This window comes from Kitasatospora sp. cg17-2 (assembly GCF_054031055.1).
The window spans coordinates 8,175,688-8,201,686 of sequence record NZ_CM132923.1; the positions used below are offsets into that span (position 1 = coordinate 8,175,688).

22 protein-coding genes are annotated in these 25,999 nt (G+C 73.6%); 9 read left to right on the forward strand and 13 right to left on the reverse strand.

What is annotated here, in order from left to right; genetic code table 11:
* Positions 1 to 98 precede the first annotated feature (98 nt).
* On the reverse strand, positions 99 to 1,583 hold the full coding sequence (locus ACW14Y_RS34420; RefSeq protein WP_456984679.1) for an MFS transporter: 1,485 nt from the start codon (positions 1,581 to 1,583) through the stop codon (positions 99 to 101).
* 142 nt (positions 1,584 to 1,725) lie between these two features.
* On the opposite strand from ACW14Y_RS34420, the gene ACW14Y_RS34425 reads away from it, so the two are divergent.
* Positions 1,726 to 2,433, forward strand: a complete 708-nt coding sequence (locus ACW14Y_RS34425; protein WP_456984680.1) for a TetR/AcrR family transcriptional regulator — start codon at positions 1,726 to 1,728, stop codon at positions 2,431 to 2,433.
* Positions 2,434 to 2,574: 141 nt separating this feature from the next.
* On the opposite strand, the gene ACW14Y_RS34430 is transcribed toward ACW14Y_RS34425, so the two are convergent.
* From ACW14Y_RS34430 to ACW14Y_RS34445, 4 genes are all read right to left on the reverse strand, one after another.
* Positions 2,575 to 3,543 (reverse strand): cytochrome c oxidase assembly protein, encoded by a 969-nt coding sequence (locus ACW14Y_RS34430; RefSeq protein WP_380309145.1) that lies wholly within the window; start codon positions 3,541 to 3,543, stop codon positions 2,575 to 2,577.
* A gap of 248 nt (positions 3,544 to 3,791) precedes the next feature.
* Positions 3,792 to 4,154 carry a hypothetical protein gene (locus ACW14Y_RS34435; protein ID WP_043475309.1) on the reverse strand — a complete coding sequence of 121 codons (363 nt, stop codon included), beginning with the start codon at positions 4,152 to 4,154 and terminating at the stop codon, positions 3,792 to 3,794.
* Between the two features lie 290 nt (positions 4,155 to 4,444).
* Complete coding sequence (locus ACW14Y_RS34440; protein WP_380309129.1) at positions 4,445 to 5,365, reverse strand: oxygenase MpaB family protein; 921 nt, start codon at positions 5,363 to 5,365, stop codon at positions 4,445 to 4,447.
* Positions 5,359 to 5,571 (reverse strand): hypothetical protein, encoded by a 213-nt coding sequence (locus ACW14Y_RS34445; protein WP_380309127.1) that lies wholly within the window; start codon positions 5,569 to 5,571, stop codon positions 5,359 to 5,361. The genes ACW14Y_RS34440 and ACW14Y_RS34445 overlap by 7 nt, the downstream gene beginning before the upstream one ends.
* A 365-nt stretch (positions 5,572 to 5,936) precedes the next feature.
* Here ACW14Y_RS34445 and ACW14Y_RS34450 point away from each other — a divergent pair, with 365 nt between their 5' ends.
* The 3 genes from ACW14Y_RS34450 (at position 5,937) to ACW14Y_RS34460 (ending at position 8,914) form a co-directional block, all read left to right on the forward strand.
* The gene (locus ACW14Y_RS34450) at positions 5,937 to 6,368 is read left to right on the forward strand and encodes an SRPBCC family protein (RefSeq protein WP_380309125.1); all 432 of its coding nucleotides are present in this window, start codon (positions 5,937 to 5,939) and stop codon (positions 6,366 to 6,368) included.
* A gap of 61 nt (positions 6,369 to 6,429) precedes the next feature.
* Positions 6,430 to 7,149 carry an SDR family NAD(P)-dependent oxidoreductase gene (locus ACW14Y_RS34455; RefSeq protein ID WP_402724092.1) on the forward strand — a complete coding sequence of 240 codons (720 nt, stop codon included), beginning with the start codon at positions 6,430 to 6,432 and terminating at the stop codon, positions 7,147 to 7,149.
* A gap of 250 nt (positions 7,150 to 7,399) precedes the next feature.
* Positions 7,400 to 8,914, forward strand: coding sequence for a cryptochrome/photolyase family protein (locus ACW14Y_RS34460; RefSeq protein ID WP_456984681.1), 1,515 nt, complete (start codon positions 7,400 to 7,402; stop codon positions 8,912 to 8,914).
* 115 nt (positions 8,915 to 9,029) lie between these two features.
* Here ACW14Y_RS34460 and ACW14Y_RS34465 read toward each other — a convergent pair whose 3' ends face one another.
* On the reverse strand, positions 9,030 to 10,025 hold the full coding sequence (locus ACW14Y_RS34465; RefSeq protein ID WP_456984682.1) for a 2-hydroxyacid dehydrogenase: 996 nt from the start codon (positions 10,023 to 10,025) through the stop codon (positions 9,030 to 9,032).
* Between the two features lie 341 nt (positions 10,026 to 10,366).
* Here ACW14Y_RS34465 and melC1 point away from each other — a divergent pair, with 341 nt between their 5' ends.
* Positions 10,367 to 10,777 carry an apotyrosinase chaperone MelC1 gene (gene melC1 / locus ACW14Y_RS34470; RefSeq protein ID WP_340635168.1) on the forward strand — a complete coding sequence of 137 codons (411 nt, stop codon included), beginning with the start codon at positions 10,367 to 10,369 and terminating at the stop codon, positions 10,775 to 10,777.
* Between the two features lie 61 nt (positions 10,778 to 10,838).
* On the forward strand, positions 10,839 to 11,666 hold the full coding sequence (gene melC2, locus ACW14Y_RS34475) for a tyrosinase MelC2 (protein WP_380309117.1): 828 nt from the start codon (positions 10,839 to 10,841) through the stop codon (positions 11,664 to 11,666).
* Positions 11,667 to 11,783: 117 nt separating this feature from the next.
* Here the strand turns inward: melC2 and ACW14Y_RS34480 are convergent, their stop codons facing one another.
* The 5 genes from ACW14Y_RS34480 to ACW14Y_RS34500 form a co-directional block, all read right to left on the reverse strand.
* Positions 11,784 to 12,809, reverse strand: a complete 1,026-nt coding sequence (locus tag ACW14Y_RS34480) for a 6-phosphofructokinase (protein WP_380309115.1) — start codon at positions 12,807 to 12,809, stop codon at positions 11,784 to 11,786.
* 367 nt (positions 12,810 to 13,176) lie between these two features.
* Positions 13,177 to 13,905 carry a type 1 glutamine amidotransferase gene (locus ACW14Y_RS34485; protein ID WP_030396266.1) on the reverse strand — a complete coding sequence of 243 codons (729 nt, stop codon included), beginning with the start codon at positions 13,903 to 13,905 and terminating at the stop codon, positions 13,177 to 13,179.
* Positions 13,906 to 13,969: 64 nt separating this feature from the next.
* On the reverse strand, positions 13,970 to 15,232 hold the full coding sequence (locus ACW14Y_RS34490) for a MurT ligase domain-containing protein (RefSeq protein WP_266273085.1): 1,263 nt from the start codon (positions 15,230 to 15,232) through the stop codon (positions 13,970 to 13,972).
* A gap of 460 nt (positions 15,233 to 15,692) precedes the next feature.
* Positions 15,693 to 17,105: a GNAT family N-acetyltransferase gene (locus tag ACW14Y_RS34495; protein ID WP_380310125.1), complete on the reverse strand. Its 1,413-nt coding sequence runs from the start codon at positions 17,103 to 17,105 to the stop codon at positions 15,693 to 15,695.
* A gap of 89 nt (positions 17,106 to 17,194) precedes the next feature.
* A complete protein-coding gene (locus ACW14Y_RS34500; RefSeq protein WP_456984683.1) occupies positions 17,195 to 18,658 on the reverse strand; it encodes a pyridoxal phosphate-dependent decarboxylase family protein in 1,464 nt (487 codons plus the stop codon).
* Between the two features lie 390 nt (positions 18,659 to 19,048).
* Here ACW14Y_RS34500 and ACW14Y_RS34505 point away from each other — a divergent pair, with 390 nt between their 5' ends.
* Positions 19,049 to 20,221 carry a WD40/YVTN/BNR-like repeat-containing protein gene (locus tag ACW14Y_RS34505; protein ID WP_456984684.1) on the forward strand — a complete coding sequence of 391 codons (1,173 nt, stop codon included), beginning with the start codon at positions 19,049 to 19,051 and terminating at the stop codon, positions 20,219 to 20,221.
* A gap of 200 nt (positions 20,222 to 20,421) precedes the next feature.
* Here ACW14Y_RS34505 and ACW14Y_RS34510 read toward each other — a convergent pair whose 3' ends face one another.
* Together ACW14Y_RS34510 and asnB are read right to left on the reverse strand one after the other, a co-directional pair.
* A complete protein-coding gene (locus ACW14Y_RS34510; protein WP_456984685.1) occupies positions 20,422 to 21,564 on the reverse strand; it encodes a hypothetical protein in 1,143 nt (380 codons plus the stop codon).
* A gap of 209 nt (positions 21,565 to 21,773) precedes the next feature.
* Positions 21,774 to 23,624, reverse strand: a complete 1,851-nt coding sequence (asnB, locus tag ACW14Y_RS34515) for an asparagine synthase (glutamine-hydrolyzing) (protein ID WP_456984686.1) — start codon at positions 23,622 to 23,624, stop codon at positions 21,774 to 21,776.
* A 212-nt stretch (positions 23,625 to 23,836) separates the two neighbouring features.
* Between asnB and ACW14Y_RS34520 the strand changes: the two genes are divergently transcribed.
* Both ACW14Y_RS34520 and glmS read left to right on the forward strand, forming a co-directional pair.
* Positions 23,837 to 24,121: a hypothetical protein gene (locus ACW14Y_RS34520; protein WP_030396260.1), complete on the forward strand. Its 285-nt coding sequence runs from the start codon at positions 23,837 to 23,839 to the stop codon at positions 24,119 to 24,121.
* A 42-nt stretch (positions 24,122 to 24,163) separates the two neighbouring features.
* Complete coding sequence (gene glmS, locus ACW14Y_RS34525; RefSeq protein WP_380312607.1) at positions 24,164 to 25,990, forward strand: glutamine--fructose-6-phosphate transaminase (isomerizing); 1,827 nt, start codon at positions 24,164 to 24,166, stop codon at positions 25,988 to 25,990.
* The last annotated feature ends 9 nt before the right edge of the window (positions 25,991 to 25,999 follow it).

A 25,999-nucleotide genomic window follows, 5' to 3' on the forward strand; every position in this document is an offset into this window, starting at 1 on the left:
GCCCGCAGCGCGCACGACCCGGGAGGCCCCGGGAATCCGTACCGACGGATTCCCGGGGCCTCCCGGCGTTCCACCACCGCCCGGGAGCGGCGGGGGACTCAGTGCCCCTCGCCGTCCGGGCGGGCCTGCCGGGGGAGCAGGAAGGCGATCACGAAGGCCGCCGCCAGCAGTGCGGCGACCAGGCCGTAGGTCAGACCGGCCGCGTGCCCGAAGCCGTCGGTGCGGGCCCACCCGAAGAACGCGGTGCCGAGCAGGGCGACGCCCATCGAGCCGCCCAGCTGCTGCTGGGCGTTGAGGACGCCGGAGGCGGAGCCGGTCTCGGACTCCTCGACCCCGGCCAGCGCGATGTCGAAGAACGGGGCCATGATCAGGCCGAGCCCGAGGCCGGCCAGGGCGAGCGCCGGCGCCAGCCGCCAGGAGGTGAGGCCGTCGGCGCCGTCCACGGCGGCCCACAGGCCGAGCGCGCCCGCGGCGGCCAGCACCATGCCGAGGTGCAGCACCCGGCGGCCGTACCGGGGAGCCAGCAGGGCGCCGGACAGCACGGCGCCGACGACCACGCCGATCGAGAGCGGGATCATCGACAGTCCGGCGTGCAGCGGCGTCCAGCCCAGGCCGAGCTGGAGGTGGAGGGTGAAGACCAGCATCAGGCCGGAGAGCGCGGCGAAGAACACCAGCCCGGTGGCGAGCGCCGAGACGAAGGCCCGCTTGCCGAAGAGCGAGGGTTCGATCAGCGGGGTGCCGCCGCGCCGCAGGACGCGGCGCTGCTGGACGGTGAAGAGCCAGGCCGTCGGCACCGAGGCGGCCATCGAGAGGAAGGTCCACAGCGGCCAGCCGAGCTCGCGGCCCTGCACCAGCGGGTAGACCAGCAGCAGGACGGCCAGGCCGAGCACGAGCACACCGACCGGGTCGATCCGTCCGGTGCCGGTGCCGGTGGTGCTCCGGCCGGCACGGGCGGGGCGGTCGGTGCGGTCGGCGGGCAGGATCCGCCCGGCGGCGAACACGGCGAGCAGGCCCACCGGCAGGTTGATCAGGAAGACCGCCCGCCAGCCGAGGCCGAACCAGTCGGCCCCGGTGAGGTAGCCGCCGAGGGTCGGGCCGAGCACCGAGGAGAGCCCGAGGATCGGGCCGAACAGGCCGAAGGCGGCGCCGAGCTCCTTGGGCGGGAACATCGCCTTGATCAGCCCGAGCCCCTGCGGGATCAGCAGCGCCGCGAACAGACCCTGCACGGTACGGGCGGCGACCAGGGTGCCGGCGCCGGGCGCGGCGGCGCAGAGCACCGAGGCGAGGGTGAAGCCGGTCGCGCCGAGGACGAACAGGCGCTTGCGGCCGAAGAGGTCGCCGAGCCGGCCGCCGGTGATCAGCAGGACGGCGAAGGCGAGCGTGTAGGAGGCGGTGATCCACTGGATCTGGGCGTCACTGCCGCCGAGGTCCTGCCGGACGGCGGGCGCGGCGACGCCGACGATCGTGGTGTCGAGGAGGTCCATCACCTCGGCGGCGAGGATGACGGCGAGTCCCGCCCAGCGCAGCCGGTAGCCGGTGGACGGCGTTCCGGTGGGCGCGGGCGGGGCGATCTGACTGGTCATGGGGAGGTCTCCGGAGCGAGAGCCAGCGACGAACGGCGTTCGTCATTACGAACACTGTTTTCTAGAACGAACAGTGTTCTCCCATGGAACGGTGTTCGTGTCAAGTACTGTGGGTCCTGTCACCGACCACGAAGGAGCCCCCATGACCAGTGCCGCCCCGCGCTCCGGCTGGCCCGAGCACTGGCAGGACAGGGAGCGGACACCCCGGCGGCAGCCGCTGAGCCGGGAGCGGATCGTCGAGGCGGCGCTGCGGATCGTCGACACCGAGGGCATGGACGCCCTGAGCATGCGGCGGGTCGGCCAGGAGCTCGGCACCGGCGCGGCCAGCCTCTACGCCCATGTCGGTTCCAAGGAGGAGCTGGTCGAGCTGGTCCTCGACCTCGCCTACGCCGACATCGAGCTGGAGGAGGCCGACCCGGCCCGCTGGGAGGAGCAGATCAAGGGCCTGCTGCGGCGCTCCCGCGAGGCGCTGCTGTCGCACCGGGACCTGGCCAAGGCCGCCGTGGTCGCCAACGTCCCGACCACCCCGCACGCGATGGACATCGCCGAGGCCATGCTCGCCGTGCTGCGGGCCGGCGGGCTCGACGAGCAGACGGCCGCCTACGGGGTCGACCTGCTGGGTCTGTACACCACCGCGACCGCCTTCGAGGCGTCCACCCGGGGCGGTGGCAATACCGAGGAGTTCACCGAGCGGGTCCACGACTACTTCGCGACCATCCCGACCGATCGCTATCCGATGATCACCTCGATGGCCGCCGCGCTCACCCGCAACGTCGGCGACGAGCGCTTCGAGTTCGGCCTGGACATCCTGGTCGCCGGCCTCGCCCGGCAGGCCCCGCGCGGCGCCTGAGCCCGTCCCGTTCCTGTCCCGTCCCCGTCCCGTTCCCGTTCGTGTCCCCGTTCCCGGACACGACGGAGCCCCCGTCCGCGATCGGACGGGGGCTCGTCGAAGGTCTTCGGCCGGTGCGGCCGGTGCGGCCGTGCGGCGGGATCAGCCGGCGTCGGCCGCCGGGCGCCGGTTGCGCTGGTCCAGCGAGGCCAGATAGGCGTTGTAGGCCGCCAGCTCGGCGTCACCGCTGCGGTCCTCGGCGCGGTCCTGGCGGCGCGAGAGCCGCGCCTCCGAGCGCATCCACTGGTAGACCAGCGCGATCAGCACGATCGCGGTCGGGATCTCGCCGAACGCCCAGGTGATGCCGCCGGCCAGCTTCTGGTCCGCCAGCAGGTCGGTGCCGGGCGGCGCCCCCTCGGTGGTGAAGGTCTTGACCAGCTGGTGGTTGGCCATCATCACCGCGACACCGAAGAAGGCGTGGAACGGCATGCCCATGAACAGCTCGATGATCCGCATCACATGGCCCGGCCGGTGCGGACCCGGGTCCACGCCCATGATCGGCCAGAAGAACACCAGCCCGGTCGCCAGGAAGTGCACCATCATGGCGATGTGCCCGAGCCGGTACTGCATGAGGAAGTCGAACAGCGGGGTGAAGTAGACGCCGTACAGGCTCGCGATGAACAGCGGGATGGTGAAGCCCGGGTGCGAGATCACCTTCACATAGGTCGAGTGCAGCAGTGCCACCAGCAGCTCGCGCGGCCCGCGCGGACGTCCCCGGCCGGCCGGCCGCAGGGCGCGCAGCGCCAGGGTGATCGGCCCGCCGAGCAGCAGCAGGATCGGCGACAGCATGGAGAGCACCATGTGCTGGATCATGTGCGCGCTGAACAGCACCATGCCGTAGTCGTTCAGCCCGGTGCAGGTGACCAGGATCACCGAGCCGATGCCCAGCACCCAGGCCACCGTGCGCCCGACCGACCAGTTGTCCCCGCGCCGCCGCAGCCGCACCACGCCGAGCAGGTACAGCGCGAGCCCGGCCAGGGCGGCGGCCAGGAACACCCAGTCGGGGGACCAGGTGAGCACATTGGAGAGCGTGAAGGGTCCTAGTTCGGTCATCCCGCCGTGGTGGTGCATGCCTGACATTCCGTCGCCCATCGGCGGGTCCTGCTTTCCGTCCTCGCGGTCCCTGGATGGGTCCGGTTCGCCCGTTTTGCTTCGTCGTACAGCCTAGGCGGGCCTTACCCCGGCCGGTGCCCCGGCCCCCTGTGGGCAGGCTCGGCCCTTCGGGACGAGGGTGTTCTCGTCGGTGCGGCCGTTGGCGTGGGCGTCGACGTCGTGGACGGTGGCCGGTCGGAGTGGGCGAGACGGTGCCGCCGTGGCCGTCAGGTGTCCGAGTACCCGAGGTCGCCGATGGTCCAGCTGCTGATGTCCTCGATGGCGATGCGGTACATGCCGCCGGTGTGGGGCAGCGCGAAGTCGCCCTGAAGGATCTTCGCCCGGTGGAGATGCAGGTGGGTCGGCCGTGCCGGTGGGCCGTCGGCGGGCGGTGCGAAGAGGGCGGCGAACGGCTTCAGGTGCTCCGAGGTCTGGAGGACCTCCGCCACCCGCTCCCACCACAGGGACACCGGTGCGAGCCTGCCGGTGATCACCGCGCCGGGGACCACCACGGTCAGGGACATCTGGTTGCTGTGCTCGGACTCGACCATCGCGGCGATGTCGACGAGCAGCCCGTCGGGGTTCGACATGCCCCCAAGAATAGGACACCGGCTCCATGGCCCGAGGGCCCGCGCCGCTGGGTCACGGCTTCCGGGAGCCCCGGGTCGAGCCTGGGCCGGGCACGGCGTTCGACGCGGCCTCGACGGCAGTTGTCGCGGCCACGGACCGCGGTCGGCGTGCCCGTCGGCGGGAAGCCCTCGACCGGAGCGGCGGGCCCCGCAGACCCGGCCCGGCCCGGCCCGGCGCCCCGGCGCCCCGGCGCCCCGGCGCCCCGGCGCCCCGGCGCCCCGGCGCCCCGGCGCCCCGGCGCCCCGTCGGCTCAGGCCCGGCCGTCCGGGGACGGCAGGGCCCAGCGGATCGTCCGTACCACCATCGCCCCCAACGGGCCGGCCGCCGCGTCGAGTCCGGCGGAGGCCGGGAGTCCCAGCAGGGCACGGTACCGCGGTTCGAGGAGGGCGAGTGCCGAGGCGCAGAGCGCGCCGTGGGCGGGGCGGGCGACGAGCGGGATCGGTGGACGGAGCAGCAGGAAACGAGCGGCGTCCGCGGCGGCGGCGGTCGCCGCGAGTTCGGGGTGGAACGAGCGGAGCACCTCGGCGAGTTCGGTGCGGGTACGGGGCGGGTCGAGGACGCCCAGGTCGGTGGCGACCAGGGCCATGTCGGCCACGTACTCCTCGCAGCCGGCCGGGTCCAGGGGCGTGGCGCCGTACCTCTGGTGGGCACGCAGGAAGCAGTCGGTCTCGGCCGCGTGCACCCAGGCGAGCAGGTGCGGGTCGTCGGCCCGGTAGGGGACGCCTTCGGGGGTCGTGCCGCGGATGCGGGCGTGGACGGATCGGACCCGGCCGACGGCGGCGCGGGCGTCCTCGTCGGTGCCGAAGGTGGTGACGGCCAGGAAGGTGCTGGTGCGTTGGAGCCGGCCCCAGGGATCGCCGCGGTAGCCGGAGTGGGCGGCCACCGCGGCCATGGCCACCGGATGCAGGGACTGCAGCAGCAGGGCGGCCAGTCCACCGACGAACATGGCGGCGTCGCCGTGCACCACCCGGATGGCCCGGCCGGGGCCGAACCGCCGCGGCCCGGGCCGGGTGTGGATGCGGGCCCGCACCGCCGGGCCGTCGGGCCCGGCGATCCTGGCGAAGAGCGCATCGCCGAGCCGGCGGCGGCAGTCGGTGGTGCGGGTCGCGCTGCGCTGCGGCACGTTCGCGGTTCCCGTGGCGGCCGCCCGGCCGGGGGCGGGGTTCACCATCCCGCGATGCGACCGACGGCGAAGGCCGCGACCGCGAGTGCCGTCACCAGGATCAGGGTCAGCGGGATCCACCCGGGCCAGGCGTCGTGGAGCTCCACGGCCTCGGGCACCGAGATCGCGTGACAGGTGGACGCCTCGCACTCCGGCGTCTCGGCGGGCGCCGGCCCTGCGACGGGCTTCTTCGACAACGGTTGCTCTGTGGACATGACGACTCCTCAGTGGCGCGAGTCGGAGCAGGCGGAGGTGCTGTCGGGGGCGTGGGCGATCCGTACGGGCGCCGGGTGTTCCCTGCTCGGACAACCCCGGTTCCCGGCAGCTCGGGCCGGTCGGGCCCGGCCGAACCGGCGGGGTGGCTCGCGCGAAGGGCCGGGGTCCGGATGCTCACGCTGCCAGCCTGCATCGTTTCAGGACCGGAGGCACACTCGCAGCGTTTGTGCACCACCCTGTCCTCGTGGCGCCCGACCCGTGCACACCGTCGCCCCGCAATCCGCAGCAGTGTTCCGGAACGAAGCCACGAACGAAGCTACAACGGGCCGGCAGTCGGCCGGTCCGTGGACAGCGGGAGGAGCTCATGGTCAGAGTGCTGCGCACGGTGACCCTCGACCGGGCGGCGGACGAAGTGCTGCGCTACCTCGCGGACTTCGGCAACACCGAGCAGTGGGATCCGGGAACGGTACGGTGCGACCGCCTGGACGGCGGCTCGGTCGCCGAAGGCTCCACCTGGCGCAACATCTCGCGTTTCCGGGGGCGGGAGACCGAACTGCTGTACCGCTTGGAACGCCTCGCCCCCGACCGGCTGGTGTTCGTCGGACGCAACCGCACCGTGACCGCGACCGACGACATCACCGTACGGGCGGACGGCGCCGGCGCCGTCCTCACCTACCGGGCCGAACTGAGATTCCACGGCCTCGCGCGGCTCGCGGCGCCCCTGCTCCGACGTGAGTTCGAGCTCCTGGCCGACGCGGTCGCCGCGCGCCTGCCAGTGGTCCTCGCCGGCACGTGACGACACCGGGCCGGACCGACACCCGCCGAACCCGAGACGCCGGAGGTCGTTCGTGGAGATCGTGAATCTGAGGCTCCTGGTGGTCGGTGCCTCCGGTGCCGTCGGCGGCGAGCTGGCGGCGGCAGCCGCGGCACGGGGCGCCCGGGTGGCGGTGGCCGGCCGGGACCCGCAGCGCCTGGCCCGCGCCGCCCGGCGTGCCCGCGCCGGCCCCGGCGTCGTCTTCGACGCGTACGACCTGGAGGGTGGCCGCGCCCTCGGACCGAGGGCGGCCGAGCAGCTCGGCGGCCTCGACGCCGTCCTGGTCGCGATCGGCGCGGTCGCGTTCGGGCACTGCTCGCAGCTGGGCCCGGAGATGGAGGAGCACCTGATGACCGTGAACGCCCTCGCCCCCATGGCGGTGCTCGAAGGCGCCCTTCCCCTGATCGGCCCCGGCGGCTCCGTCGGAGCGATCACCGGCGTGATCGTCGACCGCCCGCTCGGCGGCGCCGCCGCGTACCGGGCCTCCAAGGCCGCGCTGTCGGCCTGGCTGGACACCGCACGTGTCGAGTACGCCCACCACGGGGTCTCGGTCCTGGACGCACGTCTGCCCCACCTCGACACCGGCTTCGCCGACCGGGCCCTGGCCGGCTCCGCCCCTCCGCTCCCGCCCGGAGCGGACCTGGACAGCTGGGTCGGCGCCGTACTGGACGCCCTGGTCCAGGGCGTGGCCGTGCTGGCTCCGTACGGGCGGCGGGGCGAACCTGCGGCCTCGCCGTCCACGACGGCCGGGCGCGTCCGGTGAACACCGGGCGCACATCGTGGTGGCGGGCGGCCCCGGGGCGGGCACCCGGTCGGGACTCACCCGGAGTACCCGCCGGCCGCGCGGCGCAACACTGCGCGAACGCCGCGGTTCGGCCGGACCGTTCGGGCTGCCGATGCTGGACGGTGGAGGCGTTCGCCTCCCCGTCGGAGAAGGGGATCGTCATGGACCTCGGTGACGGGCCTCCCGCGGACCACCGCTCCGTTCGGGCGGGTCGCGCGGGAGCGGCCCGGTGAGCGGGCCCCGGCCGCACTGGCTGTTCGGGGACCAGCTCGGCCCGCACTTCCTCGCCCCGCACGGGCCCGGACCGGATCCCGACGCGCCCGTGGTCCTCGTCGAGGCCCGGTCGGTGTTCCGCCGCCGGCGCTTCCACCGGGCGAAGGCCCACCTGGTGCTGTCCGCGATGCGGCACCGGGCCGCCGAACTCGGCGAGCGGGTCCGCTACGTCCGGGCGGAGACCTACCGGGAGGGGCTGCGGCAAGCGGTGGGGGAGAACTCCGTCACGGTCTGCCACCCGACGTCCAGGGCGGCACTCGGTCTGGTCACGGCGCTGCCCCGGGTGGAGGTGCTCCCGCCACGCGGCTTCCTGGTGCCGTTCGGGGACTTCCGCCGCTGGGCGGACGGCCTCGGCGGGCGGCGGCTGCTGATGGAGTACTTCTACCGGCGGGTCCGCAGGGCCGAGCACCTGCTCCTGGACCCCGGCGGGGAGCCCGTCGGCGGCCGGTGGAACCTGGACGCCGACAACCGGGAGCCGCCGCCGCGCGGGAGGTCCGTCCTGCCCGTGCCGCCGCCCCTCTGGCCGGAGGAGGACGAGATCGACGAGGAGGTACGGGCCGACCTCGACCGCTGGGAGCGGTCCGGCGAGGTGCGCTTCGTCGGACGGGACGGCCCCCGCCGCTTCGCCGCCACCCGCGCCGAGGCCGTGCGGGCGCTGGAGCACTTCGCGACCGCCCGCCTGCCCCACTTCGGTCGCTGGGAGGACGCCGTCCTGGCGGCCGACCCGTGGATGGCGCACAGCCTGCTCTCCGTCCCGCTGAATCTCGGCCTGCTCGACCCGGGCGAGTGCGTGCGCCGCGCCGAGGACGCCTACCGCTCCGGGGACGCGCCGCTCAACAGCGTGGAGGGGTTCGTCCGGCAGGTGGCCGGGTGGCGCGAGTACGTCTGGCAGTTGTACTGGTACCTCGGTGAGGACCACCGGAACCGCAACGCACTCGGCCACCGCACCCCGCTGCCCGACTGGTTCGCCGAACTGGACGCGGACGCGGTGCGGGCCCGCTGCCTCTCCCGCGTGCTCGCCCAGGTCCGCGACACCGGATGGACCCACCACGTCCCGCGGCTGATGGTGCTCGGGAACTGGGCCCTGCAGCACGGCTACGACCCGGCTGCGGTCACCGACTGGTTCCACCGCAGCTTCGTGGACGGCTACGACTGGGTGATGGTCCCCAATGTGATCGGCATGTCGCAGTACGCCGACGGCGGCACCACGACCACCAAGCCCTACACCTGCGGCGGCGCCTATCTGAACCGGATGAGCGACCTCTGCCGCCCGTGCGCCTACCGGCCCGGTGACCGGACCGGGGAGCGTGCCTGCCCGTTCACGGCCGGCTACTGGTCCTTCGTCCACCGCCACCGCGCACTGCTGGCCGCCAACCACCGCACCGCCCGCGCCGTCGGGGGGCTCGACCGGCTCGGCGACCTCCCCGAGCTGCTGGCGGCCGAGACCGCCCGCGGGAGCGCCGCCCCCTGACGGCCCTGGGCCCCGCCGTGCGGCCCCGCCGTACGGCAGGCGTTCCCCCGCGTCGACGTCCGGCTCCACTCCGCGGGCGACAGTTGCCGGATCACCGTACCGGTTCGTCGGGAGGTCAGGTCCTCGGGACGAGGGTGTTCCCGTTGGTGCGGCCGGCGGCGAAGTCGTCGATGTTGCGGACGGTGGCGTCGATGATCTGGCCGACGGCGGTGCGGGTGAAGTAGGCCTGGTGGCTGGTGACCAGGACCTGGGGGAAGGTGACGAGACGGGCGAGGGTGTCGTCGGCGATGCCCTCGATGGAGCGGTCGGTGAAGAAGACGCCGGTCTCCTCCTCGTAGACGTCGAGGCCGACGCCGGAGAGGTGTCCGGCGCGCAGGACCTCGACCAGGGCGGCGCTGTCGACGAGGCCGCCGCGGCTGGAGTTGACCAGGATCGCGTCGTCCTTCATCCGGGCGAGGGCGGCGGCGTCGATGAGGTGGTGGGTGGAGGGCAGCAGGGGCACGTGCAGGCTGACCAGGTCGGCGCGGGAGAGCAGTTCGGGCAGTTCGGTGTAGGTCAGGCCGAGGTCGCGGCAGGCGGGGTTCTCCGCGATGTCCCAGCCGAGGAGTTCGGTGCCGAATCCGGCCGCGATCCGGGCGAAGCACTCGCCGATCTTGCCGGTGCCGATGACGCCGACGGTCATGCCGTGGATGTCGCGGCCGAGGAGGCCGTCGAGGCGGAAGTCGAACTCGCGGGAGCGGCTCGCGGCCCGGGTGAGCCTGCGGTTGACGGCCAGCGCCAGGGCCCACGCGTGTTCGGCGACCGCGTAGGGGCTGTACTGGGAGACCCGGGCGACGGTCAGGCCGAGGCCGGCTGCGGCGTCGAGGTCGATGTTGTTGAAGCCGGTGGAGCGCTGGGCGACCAGCCCGGTGCCGCCGGCGGCGAGGACGGCGAGGGTCGCGGCGTCGAGTTCGGCGTTGACGCTGCTGCTGACCACCGGGTACCCGGCCGCGAGCGGGGCGGTGTCGCGGTTGAGGAAGACGGAGAGGCAGCGCAGCGAGTGCCGGCCCGCGAAGGCCTTCTCCAGCAGCGGGCGCTCGTCGGCCTGCACGCCGTACGCGAGGATCTCCATCGCCTGGCCCCTCCGGGGTCTCGTCCGCTCCATTGCGCTCCTCCGGTCACGCTAGGGCGACTCCCGCCGGTCCCGCCAGGTGGACGCGGCCGAGGGTGGTCGTCGGCGTGATCGCCGGGTGAACGCGGGGGTGATCGCTGCGTGGTCGGCAGGTGACAGAAAATGACCGGATTTATACGCAACCCTACGTACCCCCGCCGATCGGCTGTTCCGTAGGTCAACGAGCATTGCGACCATCGAAACGGGTGATTCGATCAAGGAATCACCTTCGTTTAACGATTAACCAATCGTTCGTGAACAGTGCCCGAACCACAGCCCCGGGCACTTGAGGGGGTATCACCATGTCCGAGGACACCCATGCCACGGAGCTGACGCGCCGACGGATGCTCCAGGGGGCCGCGGCCGCCCTGACCGTTGCCACCGGCACCGTCGTGATCGGTCTCGCGGGCCCCGGCGGCGGGGCCGCCACCGCCGCCGACCCGGGCGCGTCCGACAGCTTCGACGAGGTCTTCCAGGGCCGACGGATCCAGGGCCGCCCGGCCGACGGGGGGAGCCACCACCACGGCGGCGCCGCCGGCACCGGCTACGAGGTGCGGATCGACGGCGACGAGCTGCACATGATGCGCAACGCCGACGGCACCTGGATCAGCGTCGTCAACCACTACCAGACCTTCGCGACGCCGCGCGCGCTCGCCCGGGCCGCCGTCAACGACCTCCAGGGCGCCACGCTCGTCCCGGTCGTCACCGCCTGATTCCGGCCACCCGGCCACCCGGCCACCCGAGACCGATACACCACCACCAGAGGGGGGACTCATGGGAGTCCGCAAGAACCAGGCGAACCTGACGGCCCAGGAGAAGCGCGCGTTCGTCAACGCCGTGCTGGCGCTCAAGGCGAACGGCGGCTACGACCCGTTCGTCACCACGCACAACCAGTTCATCATCAGCGACGTCGACAACGGCGAGCGCACCGGGCACCGCTCGCCCTCCTTCCTGCCCTGGCACCGCCAGTACCTGCTGGAGTTCGAGCGCGCGCTGCAGGCCGTCGACCCGAGCGTCAACCTCCCGTACTGGGACTGGACGGCCGACCGCACCGCCACCGCCGGGATCTGGGGCGCCGACTTCATGGGCGGCAACGGCCGCAGCAGCGACGGCCAGGTGACCACCGGTCCGTTCGCCTTCTCCGGCGGCAACTGGCGGCTCAACGTCAACACCGACAGCCGCACCTACCTGCGCCGCCAGCTCGGCACCGGGGTGGCCCAGCTGCCCAGCCGGGCCGACACCGAGTCGGTGCTCGCCATCACCACCTACGACGCCGCGCCGTGGAACAGCTCCTCGGCCGGCTTCCGCAACAACCTGGAGGGGTGGCGCGGGGTCAACCTGCACAACCGGGTGCACGTCTGGGTGGGCGGCCAGATGGCCACCGGGATGTCGCCCAACGACCCGGTGTTCTGGCTGCACCACTGTTTCGTCGACAAGCTGTGGTCGGAGTGGCAGAAGCGCAACCCCGGCAAGACCTACCTGCCGACGGCCGGCACGCCCGACGTGATCGACCTCAACGACCGGATGAAGCCGTGGAACACGGTCACCCCGGCCGACCTGCTCGACCACAGCGGGACCTACACCTACGACACCGGCTTCTGACCGGCTGACCGCCGCCGGTCCGGTTCCGCTCCCGGCGGGGCAGTCGCCGCGAACGGCCCCGGCCCCCGAGACTCGCGCTCTCGGGGGCCGGGGCACCGGACGTACGGGGGCGGGCGGTCAGATGACCGTCTCGGCCTCCAGGTAGCGGTCGGCCGGCACGGTCTTCAGCTCGGCCACCGCCTCGCCCAGCGGCACCAGGGTGATGTCGGTGCCCTGGAGGGCGGTGATGTGCCCGAAGGCGCCCTTGTGGACGGCCTCCACGGCGTGCCAGCCGAAGCGGGTGGCGAGGACCCGGTCGTAGGCGGTCGGGGTGCCGCCGCGCTGGGTGTGGCCGAGGATCACCGGACGGGCCTCCTTGCCGAGCCGGTGCTCCAGCTCACCGGAGAGCTGGGTGGCGATGCCGGTGAACCGCTCGTGGCCGTAGATGTCCTTGCTGCCCTCTTCCCAGTGCATGGTGCCGGGCTCGGGCTTGGCGCCCTCGGCGCAGACCACGATGGCGAACTTCTTCTGGCGGTCGAAGCGCTCCCGGACGACCGCGGTGAGCTTCTCGATGTGGAACGGGCGCTCCGGCACGACGATCGCGTGCGCGCCGGCCGCCATGCCCGCGTTCAGGGCGATCCAGCCGGTGTGGCGGCCCATGACCTCGACCACCATGACGCGCTGGTGCGACTCGGCCGTGGTCTTCAGCCGGTCCAGCGCCTCGGTGGCGACCGAGACGGCGGTGTCGAAGCCGAAGGTGACGTCGGTGCACGCGATGTCGTTGTCGATGGTCTTCGGCACGCCGACGATGGGCAGGCCCGCGTCGCTCATCAGCTTGGCGGCCTTGAGGGTGCCCTCGCCGCCGATCGGGATCACCGCGTCCAGGCCGAGGTCCGCGCAGTACTTCTTGGCGCGCTCGACGCCGTCGCGCAGATGGCTGGGCTGCACCCGGGAGGACCCGAGGATGGTGCCGCCCTGGGCGAGGATGCCGCTCACCGAGTCGAGGGTCAGGGGCCGGTGGTGCCCTTCGAGGAAACCGCGCCAGCCGTCCTCGAACCCGATGATCTCGTCGCCGTGGTCGACCACCCCCCGGTGGACCACGGACCGGATCACCGCGTTCAGGCCGGGGCAGTCACCGCCGCTGGTCAGCACTCCAATACGCATTGCTTTGCAACTCCCGAGCAGAACCGAGGAACGGCCGGACTACAGGCTGGGACGACGGACCACCACCATGACAGGCCGTACCCGCGCCGGGTGGGCGCGGAGATGACCGTCGGGTGAAGGACCGGCCGATTCGGACAGAACATCCGAAACCGGCCGTGGAGTCGAGCATACGGCGCCTGCGTCCGGCCGGGCAGGAGCCGACGCGGGAGCGGCGTCGTCGACGCCCCCGCGTGGAAATGCAGCCTGCTGCCGAGGAGGGTGTGCAGCCGGCAGCCCCGGGACGGGGCAGCCCCATTGTCGTACGTCCCGGCCCGCCCGGGGAGCCCATGACCGCATCGCGGGCACCGGGCGGACGGACCGGGGAGTACTAGGCGGGGCGCGTAGTGGCGGCGATGCGCTCGGCGCGCAGCGCGTCGTACCAGGTGGTGTCGGCCGGCGGCAGGGCGTTCACGTCCAGCGCCAGCTTGAGCAGCATGTCCGCGACGGCGGGGTTGCGCGCCAGCACGGGGCCGTGCAAGTACGTGCCGAAGACGGTGTCCCGCCAGGCGCCCTCGGTGCCGTCGCCGGTGCCGTTGCCCCGGCCGGCGGTGACCCGGGCCAGCGGCTTGACGCCCTGGCCGAGGTGGGTCACGCCCTGGTGGTTCTCGAACCCGGTCAGCTGCGGCAGGCCGAGCTGCGGGTCCACGTCGGCCAGCACGTCGCCGACGCAGCGCTCGCCCTCGCCGCGGGTGGTCCACACGTCCAGCAGGCCGAGGCCAGGCTCGCGCTGCCCGAGGTCGTTGACGAACTCGTGGCCGAGGATCTGGAAGCCGGCGCAGACCCCGAGGATGATCGCGCCGTTCTCGGCCGCCCGCACCAGCCCGGTGTCGTTGCGCAGCCGCTCGGCGGCCAGCCGCTGCGGGCGGTCCTCACCGCCGCCGATCAGGTAGATGTCGCCGCTGGTGGGCACCGACTGGTCGGAGCGGACGTCGATCCGGGTCACGTTGAGATGGCGCTGGCGGGCCCGGCGCTCCACGACCAGGGCATTGCCCCGGTCGCCGTAGGTGCTGAGCAGGTCGGGGTAGACCCAGACCACGCGCAGGCTGCTCTCACTCATCCTCGAAGGCCTTCCATGACGTACGTGCGGTGGGCTGCTGGGGGCTGCGGGTGCCGGTCCGGCATCAGCCGGCCACGACCTTCCGCAGCTGCTGGAAGGCGGTGTAGTTGGCGATCGCCTCGATCCGGCCGGGCGGGGCCATCCGGACCGCCTGCTCCAGCGAGTCCACAACGTGGAACTGCAGCCCGGCGACCTCCAGTCGCACCGCGAGGTCCAGCTTGCGCTGGCCCAGCACGAAGACCGGGTGCCCGGCCAGCCGCTCGTAGTCGACGTCCCACAGCCAGGAGGTGTCGGTGCCGTCCGCGTCGAGCGCGTTGACCGAGAGCACCACCGGGGTGGGCGGGCCGTCGATCAGCGAGAAGGTCTCCAGCCAGCCGGCCGGGTTCTTGGCCAGCAGCAGCCTTATGTCACGGCCCTGGTACTGCACCACGTCGTAGCGGCCGGCGACCGCGCTGACGCTGCGCATCCGCTCCAGGGCGACCTGCGGGGAGACGCCGAACACGGCGGCGACGGCGGCCGAGCTGGTGGCGTTGGCGAGGTTGGCCCGGCCCGGCAGCTGGAGCTGGATCGGCCAGGCGCCGCGCTGCGGGTCGATCACATGGGTGCCCTGGAGCGCCCAGTGCGGGTTGGGACGCCGGAAGCCGCACTCCTGGCAGAACCAGTCGTCGCCGGGGCGCTGCATCACACCGCCGCAGGCGGGGCAGGACCAGGCGTCCTCCTTCCACGCCTGTCCGGCGGCCACCCAGACCACCTTCTTGCAGGAGGAGGCGGCCCAGGTCACCAGCGGGTCGTCGGCGTTGGCGATCACCACGGCCTCGGTGTCCTGGAGGCCCTCGCGCCACTTCTCGGCCATCATCCGGGTCTCGGCGGCGCGGTCGAGCTGGTCGCGGGAGAGGTTGAGCAGGGCGATCGCCTTGGGGCGGGTGTCGCGGGCGACGCCGGCCAGGTACTTCTCGTCGACCTCGATCACGCCGAAGCGGGCCTCCGAGCCGCCCGCCAGGGCGGAGGTGATGCCGGCCGGCATGTTGGCGCCCAGGGCGTTGGAGACCACCGGGCCGGCGGCGCGCAGCGCCTCGGCGATCAGACGGGTGGTGGTGGTCTTGCCGTTGGTGGCGCTGACCAGCACCACGTCCAGGTGGTCGGCGAGGGTGGCGAGCAGATCGGGGTCGAGCCTGAGCGCGACCTTGCCGCCGATCACCGAGCCGCTGCCTCGGCCGGCCTTGCGGGACACGGCGGCGGCCACCTTGCCGGCGGTCACCGCGATCTTCGCGCGTGCCGGCAGCGAGGCGTCGCGTGCGCCTGTGGGCTCCGATTCGGTGCCTGCCATGCTCAGTGGTTCCTCCTTGCTGCGGCACCGCCCGGGGGCCGGACTACGGGCCGTCGGGCGGCGGGGACGGGATCAGCCTACCGACTCCGTCGCCCGGCTCGACTCCCCGGACCCCGTGCCGCCTGCTGCGACGCCCCGGGGGCGGCGGTCCGGGAGGCCCTGACGCGGGGTCGGGGTGGGCGGTGTACGGACGGGCCGTTCGCCGTCGGGGACGCGTGGGCGGGGTGCGGCGGTTCCGCGCGCGCCCCGGGCCGGGCGGCGCGGGGGCCGCCCGGCCCGGGGCCGGTGAGGTTCTTGGTGAGGATGTGGTGAAGAAATGACCGGACGATTACCGGACCTGTCCGACCTGCTCACCGGTACCGCTCGATCGCGGGTCGCGCGACCCCGGGAACGGCCCGGGACCGGCCGCGGACCGGCGCCGGAAGCAGGGCCCGGCGACCGGCCCCCGAGCCCCCCGTTCTCAGCGGCCCGGACGGGTCTGCCAGGGCACCGGGAGCTCCTCGGCGGCCTCCGCCAGATGGGCGGTGATCACCAGGGTGCCCTCGTCCACCTCGTAGTCCAGCGGCGCCGCCAGCCGGCGCATGGTCGCGATCAGACCGGTGTTGGACGACTGGGTGACCGCGTACACGGTCTCCACCCCGGCCTCCAGGGCCAGCGCGGACATCCGCCGCATGAGGTCCAGGCCCAGCCCGCGCCGCTGCCAGGCGTCCTCGACCAGCACCGCCACCTCGGCGCTGTCGTCGTCCCACATCAGGTGCCCGAGGGCGACGATCCGCCCGTCCGCCGTCTCGACGGCCAGGGCCTGTCCGTGCCGGGCGTCCAGCAGGTGGTCCAGATAGCGGTCGGCGTCCCGGACCGGCCCGTGGTAGCGCTTGCGCAGGGTCTCGGGGGAGCAGCGGTGGTGCATCGCCAGCGCCGCCGCCTTGTCGTCCGCGTCCGCGCGTCGCACGGTCAGCTCGGCGCCGGCCGGCACGCTCAGCCGGGCCCGGACGTCCGGCACCCGGGGGCCGAGCAGGGTGTCCAGCTCGACCAGGGCCTGCGCCCGGGCGAACTCGGTCGGGGTGAACGGCAGCTGCGGGCGGGTGAGTTCGACCAGGTCGCCGGAGGGTACGGGCAGCCGCATCACATGGCCGTCCACCCCGGCGGTGCCGCGCGCGGCCGCCCCCGGGTACTGCCGGATGCTGCACTGCCCGAAGAGCTGGCGCAGTGCGATCGGCAGCTCCGCGGCGTCCAGCGCCGTCCGGGTGGCGAGAGCCAGCACATGGGTGGGGACGTCCACCAGGTCGTGCGCGTCGGCCGGGCCGGTCCAGATGTCGTGCCCGCCGGCCCCGGCCACCAGCGCGGTCAGGTCGGCCCGGGTGAGCGAGCGCGGCGCGCGGACGAAGAACTCGTCCACGGCGCCGGTCGGCAGCGGGTGGGACTGCATCGAGACGATGTTCACCTGCCGGCCGGCGAGGGCCGCGCAGACCCGGGCCAGACTGCCGGGGGAGTCCTGCACGGTGGTGCGGACCCGCCACAGCGCACTGCCCTCGAAGTCGTGCAGCGGCCCCCGCAGCGGCTCGGCCTCCGGCACCCCCGGCGGCGCGGGCGCGTCCGGCGCCGGGGGACCGTGCAACTGGTGGCGGTGCGCCCACCAGGTGTGGAACAGCGCGGTGGCGAGCAGCGCGACGGCGGACACGCCGAGCACCGCCGGCCCGTCCGGTCCGTGCACCACCAGCTTGGCCACCAGGTCGGCGGCGGTCACCGAGAGGAAGACGGCGGAGAGCTCCACCGCGTCGCGCCGCCAGCGGTGGTTGCGGAGGCCGCGGCGTTGGGCACGGGAGGGGGTCGTGGTCGGTTCGGTCGTGGGCGTCAGCTGCTCCGTGTGCTCCATGCCATCAATCTGCCGCTTCCGTGTTTCACGATCACGAATCCTCCGTGACCCCGCGGTTAATGGTGCCGTGACTCGATCACCGTCGCCGGTCACCCGGTGTGCTCGCGCCCGGCCGCCTTCACTTCGGCGAGGAGGACGGCGAGGTCCTCCTCGGTGGTGGCGGGGTTGAGGAGGCAGGCGCGGAGGATCTCGCGGCCGTCGAGGCGGGCGCCGGTGAGGAAGGCGCGGCCGCGGCGCTGGACGGCGGCGGGGAGCTCGCGGTTGAGCGCGTCGAGGGCGGCCTCGTCGGCCGGGCCGGCCGGACCGGTCGGTTCGGTCGACCCGGTCGGGTCGGCGGGGCGCAGGCGGAACGCCACGATGGAGGTCTGGACCTCGGCGAGGAGTTCCAGGTCCGGGTCGGCGGTGACGAGTTCGCCGAGCCGGCGGGCCAGGGCGGTGGTCCGGGCGATGTCGGCGGCCAGGCCGTCGCGGCCCCGGTGGGCGATCGTCGCCCAGACCTTGAGGGCGCGGAACGGGCGGGTCTGCTCGGTGCCGTACTCGGAGAACCAGCCGAGCTCGCCGGCCGCCTCGTCGCGCAGGTAGGAGGGGACGAGGCTGAAGGCGGCGCGCAGCTCGGCGGGGTCGCGGACCAGCGCGCAGCCGCAGTCGACCGGGACGCCGAGCCACTTGTGCGGGTCGAGGGCGAGCGAGTCGGCGCGGGCCAGTCCGGCGTAGCGGTGGGCGATCTCCGGGTCCAGGACCCCGAACGCCCCGTAGGCGCCGTCCACGTGCAGCCAGAGCCGCTCCTCGGCGCACAGGTCGGCGAGCGGGTCGAAGGCGTCCACCGCGCCGGTGCCGACCGTTCCGGCCGAGGCCACCACCAGGAACGGCAGCAGTCCGGCGGCCCGGTCGCGGGCGATCGCGGCGCGCAGTTCCACGGGGTCCAGGCGGCCGTCGGGGCCGGTGGCCACGACGCGCAGGTGCTTGCTGCCGAGGCCCAGCAGCTCGGCGGCCTTGCGGACGCAGGAGTGGGTCTCGCCGGTGACGTAGCCGACCAGCGGCGGCATCCCGGCCAGGCCGTCCTCGCGGACGTCCCACCCGGCGTCGCGGGCGGCGCGGTTCCGGGCGGCGGCCAGGCAGACGATGGTCGCCATCGAGGTGCCGGAGGTGAGCAGCCCGCCGCCGGGCGGGTGCGGGAAGCCGACCAGTTCGGCGATCCAGCGGACCACGGCCCGCTCCAGGTGCACGTCCGCGTGGTCGCCGCCGGCCGAGCTGGGGTTCATCGCGGCGGCGGCCAGGGTGGCGAGCACGCCGGCCGGGGCGGGCGCGGAGTTCACCCAGCCGAAGAAGCGCGGATGGCCGTTGCCCATCGGGTACGGCAGGACGTCCCGGCCGACCGAGGCCAGCAGCTCGTCCAGCGGACGGCCGGCGGCGGGCAGCGGGGCGTCCAGCAGGGTGCGGCGGGCGGCGTCGTCCATCGGCTGCCAGACCGGGCCGGCGGCCAGGCCGGCGAGGTGGTCGGCGGCCAGGTCGGCGGCGGTGTGCGCGGCGGCGCGGAAGTCGTCGGAGGTCATGCGGTGGCTCCAGGTGGTGCGGGCCCGGTGGCGCGGCGTCCTCGGCGCACCCGAACGCCGCGATCCTACGGAAACGGGCCCGCGCCGTGCGGCGCGGGCCCGGTATCCGGGACGGCCCGGCGCCGGAGAGGTTCGGGTGACCGGTCGACCGCGAGCGGTGACGGCCCTGGTGGCGCGAGTGATCGCCCGATCGCCCAGCACCTGGTGAACCGCGACGGCGCTCCGAACGGGGCGGCGGTTGCCCGGCGCGCTTGGGGGACAACGGAACTGACATGTCCTCAGAAGAACTTCGCATGCGCCGAATTGCCGGGACCGGGCGGGCAACCTCCGGCGGAGGGACGGGCGTCATCGGGGCATCGGGGCACCGTGCCCCGGGTCTGGAGGAACGACATGGCTGTCGGAACACGTATCCGACTGTCGCTGATAGGCGCGCTCGCCGCGCTCCTCGCGGGCGGGGTCCTGCCCGCCACCGCCTCGGCCGCCCCGGAACCATCGCCCGCCGCGGGGGCGGCGCGCTGGACGGCGGCCAAACTGCCGAGTGGCAACACCGTGCTGACCGGCTCCACCCGTCCCGACGCCCGCACCACCTGGGCGGCCGGCTTCCGGGTCGTCCCGGGCAGCGAGGGGAGCATCGGGTTCGACCCCGTGCTCTACGCCCGCGACGACCGCCGCGACGGGAAGTGGACCGAAGTGCCGACCGCGCCCGCCGGGACCGACCGGATCAACGCCGTCGCGGCGACCTCGGCCCGCGACGGCTGGCTGGTCGGTGACTCCGGCCGGGGTGGCGGGCCGGTCATGACCCAGCACTGGAACGGCCGCTCCTGGCAGCTGGAGCCGGCTCCGATGCCCGCCGACTCGGTCGGCGGCGGCCTGCTGGGAATCGCCGCGCTGACGCCGAACAATGCCTGGGCGGCGGGCTGGAGCCAGGGGCCCGACGGCCACGTGGGCATCGTCCAGCACTGGAACGGCCGCTCCTGGCGGCAGGTCGAACTGCCCGCGCCGTTCCGGAGCTGGGGCCTCGGCGCGATCGCCGCGGCCGGCCCCGACGACGTCTGGGCCGTCGGCAACGGCTACTCCGAGGACGACCGGCCGGTCGCCCTGCACTTCGACGGGCGCGGCTGGAGCGTCGTGCCGGTGCCGGCCTTCGGCGGCCTGTACGGCGAGTTCAACGATGTCGTGGTGAAGGGGCCGCGCGACGTGTGGGCGGTCGGGCGCGTGGTGCTGGACGAGAAGGACCGCGGCCACGCGTTGCTCATGCACTGGGACGGTCGCGCCTGGACCCGGGTGGAGGCTCCCGAGGGTGCGGGCGCCGTGAGCGGCGCCGCCTCCTCGCCGGACGGCATCGTGACGGTGGGCCGGGTCTCGGGCGGCGGCGAGGCGGCCTACGCGCTGCGGGTGACGGGCTCGCGGGCGGCCTCGCTGGACTTCCCGGAGTCCGGCGCGGGCACGGCGTACTGGTCCTGGAAGGTGTCCACCACCGGTCGTGAGGTGACCGTCACCGGCGCCTTCAACTACGAGAAGCAGCAACTCCCGCAGCCGATGGTGATGACCACCCGGCTCTGACCACCCGGCTCTGACCGCAGTGCCCTGACCGCACGGCCCCGTCCGTACGGTCGCGCCCGGTCCGGCGGCCCCGCCTCGGCGGTGGGGCCGCCGGACCCTGCCGTCCCGCCGCCGGTGCGCAATCCCCGCACGAGCGGGCGGCCGTCGGAGTTCCCGCGTCGGCCGGTCGCCGGCACCGTGCCGTGCGTGCCGGCACCTCCTCAGTCGAGCGAGGCGGAGAGCCCGCCGGCGGACCGGCAGTAGCCCTGCATCTCCTTGTCGGAGAACTTGGCGCAGAGCCGGCCGGCCGCGCCCCCGTCGGTGTAGTTGACCGTGTAGTAGCTGACCAGCCCCTCGGCGCAGGCCTTGCGCTGCCAGCCGTCCGCGGCGGTGGCGCACTGCTGGGCGGCCCAGTCCTCGCGGTCCAGGTTGTACTTCATGGTGCGTGAGCCGACGCCCCGGCTGCAGTCGACCGCCCCGCCGGAGGCCTTGCCGGCGAGGCACCACTTCAGGGCCTCGGCGTACACCTCGGGGTGGTTCGGGTAGTCGTGCGAGGAGAGGTAGAAGGTCGGCGCGTAGAAGAAGCAGGCGGACTGGAACAGCGCCGGCTGGTCCTTGCACGGGTACAGCGGGTCCTGGGCGAGCTTGTCGGCGGGGAGGTTGGCCTTGGCCTTCTCGTCCTCCTCGTCCGGGCCGAAGAGCTGCATGAACAGGCCCTCGGAGCAGCGGATCCGGTTCTGGTCGGTGGTGAACTTGTTGCACAGCTCGCGCGCCTTGGCGACGTCCTGCTTGGCGACGAACATGGTGCCGTGGCCGACGCCGTGGATGCACGGGCCGCTGTTCTTGGGCGCGCAGAGCTTGACCAGGTCGGTCTCCGGCTGGGCGGAGGCGTTGAGCATCTCCTCGACCGCGCCGTGCAGGTAGCCGGCCGCGCAGGTCTCGTGCGGGAAGGAGATGACCTTCTGGAAGTCCGCGTTGAACCGCTTGACCGCCGCGTGCCCGAGCTCGTGGGCGATCGGGTGGCAGAACCGGACGGTGTACGGCAGCTGCTTGGTGATCCGGTCGAGGTCGGCCAGGGCGACGCCGGGGTCGCTGGCGTCCATCTCGGCCATCAGCTTGTTGCGCAGCGTCGAGCGGGTCCAGACCGCCGGGTCCCCGGTCGCGGTGGCCGACGCGGCCGGCTGCCCGGTGCCGGCGGGCGCGGCGCCGGCCGGGCCGGTGGTGCCCTCGGTCCCCGGGGCGGCCGGGGCGACAGCCGCCCGGTCGGCGGCCTGCTGGGGCGTCCAGTCGGTGACGGCCACCGATCCCAGGCCCAGCACCCCGAGCAGCAGGGCGGTGAGAATCGCGAAGGCTCGCGGTTGCATGACGGAGATCCCCCGGCGGATCGAGACGGACGGGACGTTCCCCATCCTGACGGCACGGGTCTCGGATTCCGTGTTTTCGGCCGCCATTCGGGAGGTGTCGGCGACGCTATCGCACGTCCCGCCCGGTCAACGAGGCGGGTTCGCGGCGGGTCACCCTCCCCCGGGTGGCGCAACGGCGCACCACCCGGGGCACTCGGCGCGACCGGGCGTCAGAGCTCCAGCGACACCTGGTACTCCGTCAGCCAGGCGTCCAGGTCCAGGGCCAGATCGGCCGCCAGCCGGACCGTCTGCGGGTCGGTGTCCGGGGCGAGCGCGTCGGCGAGTTCGCGGCGGTCGAGCAGGGCGAGGGCGGGGGAGCCGGGGTCGGCGGCCAGTGCGGCGAGTTCGCGGCGGAGCAGCTCCGGGTAGCGCGGGTCCTGGACGATCGGGTACGGGCTCTTCATCCGGTCGGCGATCTCGGCCGGCAGCACGTCCCGGACGGCGGCGCGCAGCAGACTCTTCTCCCGGCCGTCGAAGGACTTCATCGTCCACGGCGTGTTGAACACGTACTGCACCAGCCGGTGGTCGCAGAACGGCACCCGCACCTCCAGTCCGTTGGCCATGCTCATCCGGTCCTTGCGGTCCAGCAGGATCCGCACGAAGCGGGTCAGGTTGAGGTACGACACCTCCCGCATCCGCCGTTCGAACGGGTCGCTGTCCGGCAGCTGCGGGACCTCGGCCAGCGCCTCCCGGTAGCGGGCGCGGCGGTAGCCGGGCAGGTCGAGCTTGGCGAGCAGCTCCCGGTCCAGCAGCTGCTCGCGCGGGCCGGTGCCCGCGCCGCCGAAGCCGCTGATCGCGGTCGCCCACGGGAAGTCGTCGGCGTCGAGGGCCTTCGGGTCGTGGAACCAGCGGTAGCCGCCGAACAGCTCGTCCGCGGACTCGCCGGACAGCGCGACCGTCGAGTGCTCGCGCACCCCGCGGAAGAGCAGCAGCAGCGAGGTGTCCATGTCGCCGACGCCGCCCGGCAGGTCCCGGGCGCGCAGGGAGGCGAGCCGCTGCGCCGGGTCGGTGAGGGCGGCGCTGTCCAGCTCGATCACCGAGTGGTCGGCGCCCACGTGCCGGGCGAGCAGTTCCGCGTACGGCCGGTCCGGGGTGGTGCGCACCGCGTCCGGGTGGAAGTGCTCGCTCTGCCCGGTGAAGTCGACCGCGAAGGAGCGGACCGGTCCGGCGCCCGCCGCGTCCAGGCAACGGGCGGCCAGGGCGGTGACCGCGCTGGAGTCGAGGCCGCCGGAGAGCAGCGAGCAGAGCGGCACGTCCGCCTCCAGCTGGCGGTGGACGATGTCCTCCAGCAGGGCCCGGACGGTGCCGATCGTGGTGGCGAGGTCCTGGGTGTGCCGGCGGGCCTCCAGGGCCCAGTAGCGGTGGACCGAGACGCCGCCGCGCCGCACCCGGACCAGGTGGCCGGGCTGGACCTCGGCGATCCCCCGGTACGGCGTGAGGCCCGGGGTGCGGGCCATGGAGAGCAGCTCGCGCAGCCCGTCCAGGTCGACCACCGGGCGCACCGCCGGGTGGGCCAGCAGCGACTTGGGCTCCGAACCGAAGACCGCGCCGTCCGGGGTGGGGTGGTAGTGCAGCGGCTTGACGCCCATCCGGTCGCGGACCAGCAGCAGCTCCTCGGTGCGGGCGTCCCAGACCGCGAAGGCGAACATGCCGTTCAGCCGCTCGGCGACGCGCTCGCCCCACTCCAGGTAGCCGCGCAGGACCACCTCGGTGTCGCCGCGGGTGCGGAAGCGGTGGCCGGCCGCCACCAGCTCGGCGCGCAGCTCGTGGTGGTTGTACACCTCGCCGTTGTAACTGAGGGCGACCAGCAGCCGGCCGTCGTGCTCGGCCGTCATCGGCTGGGCGCCGCCCTCGGGGTCGAGCACGGCGAGTCGCCGGTGGCCCAGGGCGGCGTGCCGCTCCAGGTGGGCCCCGCCGTCGTCCGGGCCGCGGCAGAGCTGGGTGGCGGTCATGGCGTCGAGCACGTCGCGTTCGAGGGTCAGGTCGCGGTCGTAGGCGACCCATCCGGTGATCCCGCACATCAGCAAGCCTCCGGTTCTTCCGACACTCTTCCGATGCTCCCGCCCCCCTGGTCACCCCGTGGTTCCCCCCCGGTGTGTGAGCAGGTCATCACGCTACGTGGTGGCCCCGATGCGGACAAGACCCCCAGGCTGCGCCGATTGCCGCAGAATCCTGCCCGATTTCGGGCAGGATCTTTGATCTTTCCCGGGATGGCCGCCTAGGCTCACCGACTGTGTCCAGCTCGACCGGTTCCTCGCACCCTCACGAAGACCTCCTCGCCCACCTCACCCGGACCAGCCCGCTCGGGCCCCGGGAGGCGGCGCGGGTGGTGGCGGAGGTGCTGGCGTACTTCTCCGAGACCACCGAGGAGTACGTCCGCCGCCGTCACGGCGAGCTGCAGGCGCGCGGCCTGACCAACGAGAAGATCTTCGCCCGGCTCGCCGAGGAGCTGCCCGCCCGCCGGGTCGCGGCCCCGGAGCTCTCGGCCCGCCAGCTGCGCCGGATCGTCTACGGCTGACCGGCCACCGACCGGAACCACGGAACCTAGGAGTCCACCACCATGTGCGGAATCGTGGCCTACATCGGCCCCAAGGACGCGACCCCCTTCCTGCTGGAGGGGCTCGCCCGACTGGAGTACCGGGGCTACGACTCGGCCGGCGTCGCCGTCGCCGGACGCACCGGCGGCCTCAAGGTCCGCAAGGTCAAGGGCCGGGTCGCCGACCTCGCCGCCGCCGTCCCCGCCCGGTTCAAGGGCTCCACCGGCATCGGCCACACCCGCTGGGCCACCCACGGCGTGCCCAGTGACGCCAACGCCCACCCGCACCTCGACAACGCCGAGCGGATCGCGGTCGTCCACAACGGCATCATCGAGAACGCCGACGAGCTGCGGGCCAAGCTCGCCGCCGACGGCGCGGTCTTCCGCTCCGAGACCGACACCGAGGTGCTCGGCCACCTGATCGCCGCCCACGCCGCCGAGGGCGTCGAGCTGGAGGAGGCCGTGCGGGCCGCCCTCGGCAAGGTCGTCGGCACCTACGGCATCGCCGTCCTCGACGCCGAGCAGCCCGACCGGATCGTGGTCGCCCGCAACGGCAGCCCGATCGTGCTCGGCCTCGGCGAGAAGGAGATGTTCGTCGCCTCCGACGTCTCCGCCCTGGTCCGCTACACCCGCCAGGTGGTCCACCTGGAGGACGGCGAGCTGGCCACCGTCCGCGCCGACGGCTTCCGCACCTTCACCGAGGACGCCCGCACCACCCACCGCCAGCCGTCCACCGTGGACTGGGAGATCGACTCCTACGACACCGGCGGCTACGAGCACTTCCTGCTCAAGGAGATCCACGAGCAGCCCGGCTCGGTCGAGCGCACCCTCGGCGGCCGCCTCGACGAGCGGTTCGCCACCGCCCACCTCGGCGGCCTCAACCTGGACGCCCGCGAACTGCGCGAGATCCGCCGGGTCAAGATCCTCGGCTGCGGTTCCGCCTACTACGCCGGCGAGATGGGCGCCCAGCTGATCGAGGAGCTGGCCCGGATCCCCGCGCACAGCGAGCCCGCCTCGGAGTTCCGCTACCGCAACCCGGTGATCGAGGCCGACACCCTCTACATCGCGGTCAGCCAGTCCGGCGAGACCTACGACACCCTCGCCGCCGTCCAGGAGGTCAAGCGCAAGGGCGGCCGGGTGCTCGGCGTCGTCAACACCGTCGGCAGCGCCATCGCCCGCGAGTGCGACGGCGGGATCTACCTGCACGCCGGCCCGGAGATCTCGGTCGCCTCCACCAAGGCGTTCACCTCCACCGTGGTCGCCTTCGCGCTGATCGCCCTGCACTTCGGCCGGATCCACGACCTCTCGCCCGCCGACGGCCGCCGGATCGTCTCCGCCCTCAAGGCGCTGCCCGACCAGATCCGCGAGGTCCTCGCCCAGAGCGACGCCATCGCCGAACTCGCCGCCGAGTACGCCGGGTCCGAGGGCATGATGTTCATCGGCCGGGTGCGCGGCTACCCCGTCGCCCGGGAGGGCGCGCAGAAGCTCAAGGAGATCTCCTACGTCCACGCCGAGGCCTACCCGGCGAGCGAGCTGAAGCACGGCCCGCTGGCGCTGATCAGCCCCGAGCTGCCCACCGTCGCCCTCGTCCCGGACGACGAGCTGCTCGACAAGAACCTCACCACCCTCGGCGAGATCAAGGCCCGCTCCGGCCGCGTCCTCGCCGTCGCCCACCGCCGGCCCGAGGCCAAGCTCGCGGACCACTGCGTCCTGGTGCCCAAGAGCGAGCCCGAGCTGGACCCGCTGCTGCTCAACATCCCGCTCCAGCTGCTCGCGTACCACGCGGCGGTGGCGCTGGGTCGCGACGTGGACAAGCCGCGCAACCTCGCCAAGAGCGTCACCGTCGAATAGTCGCGGACG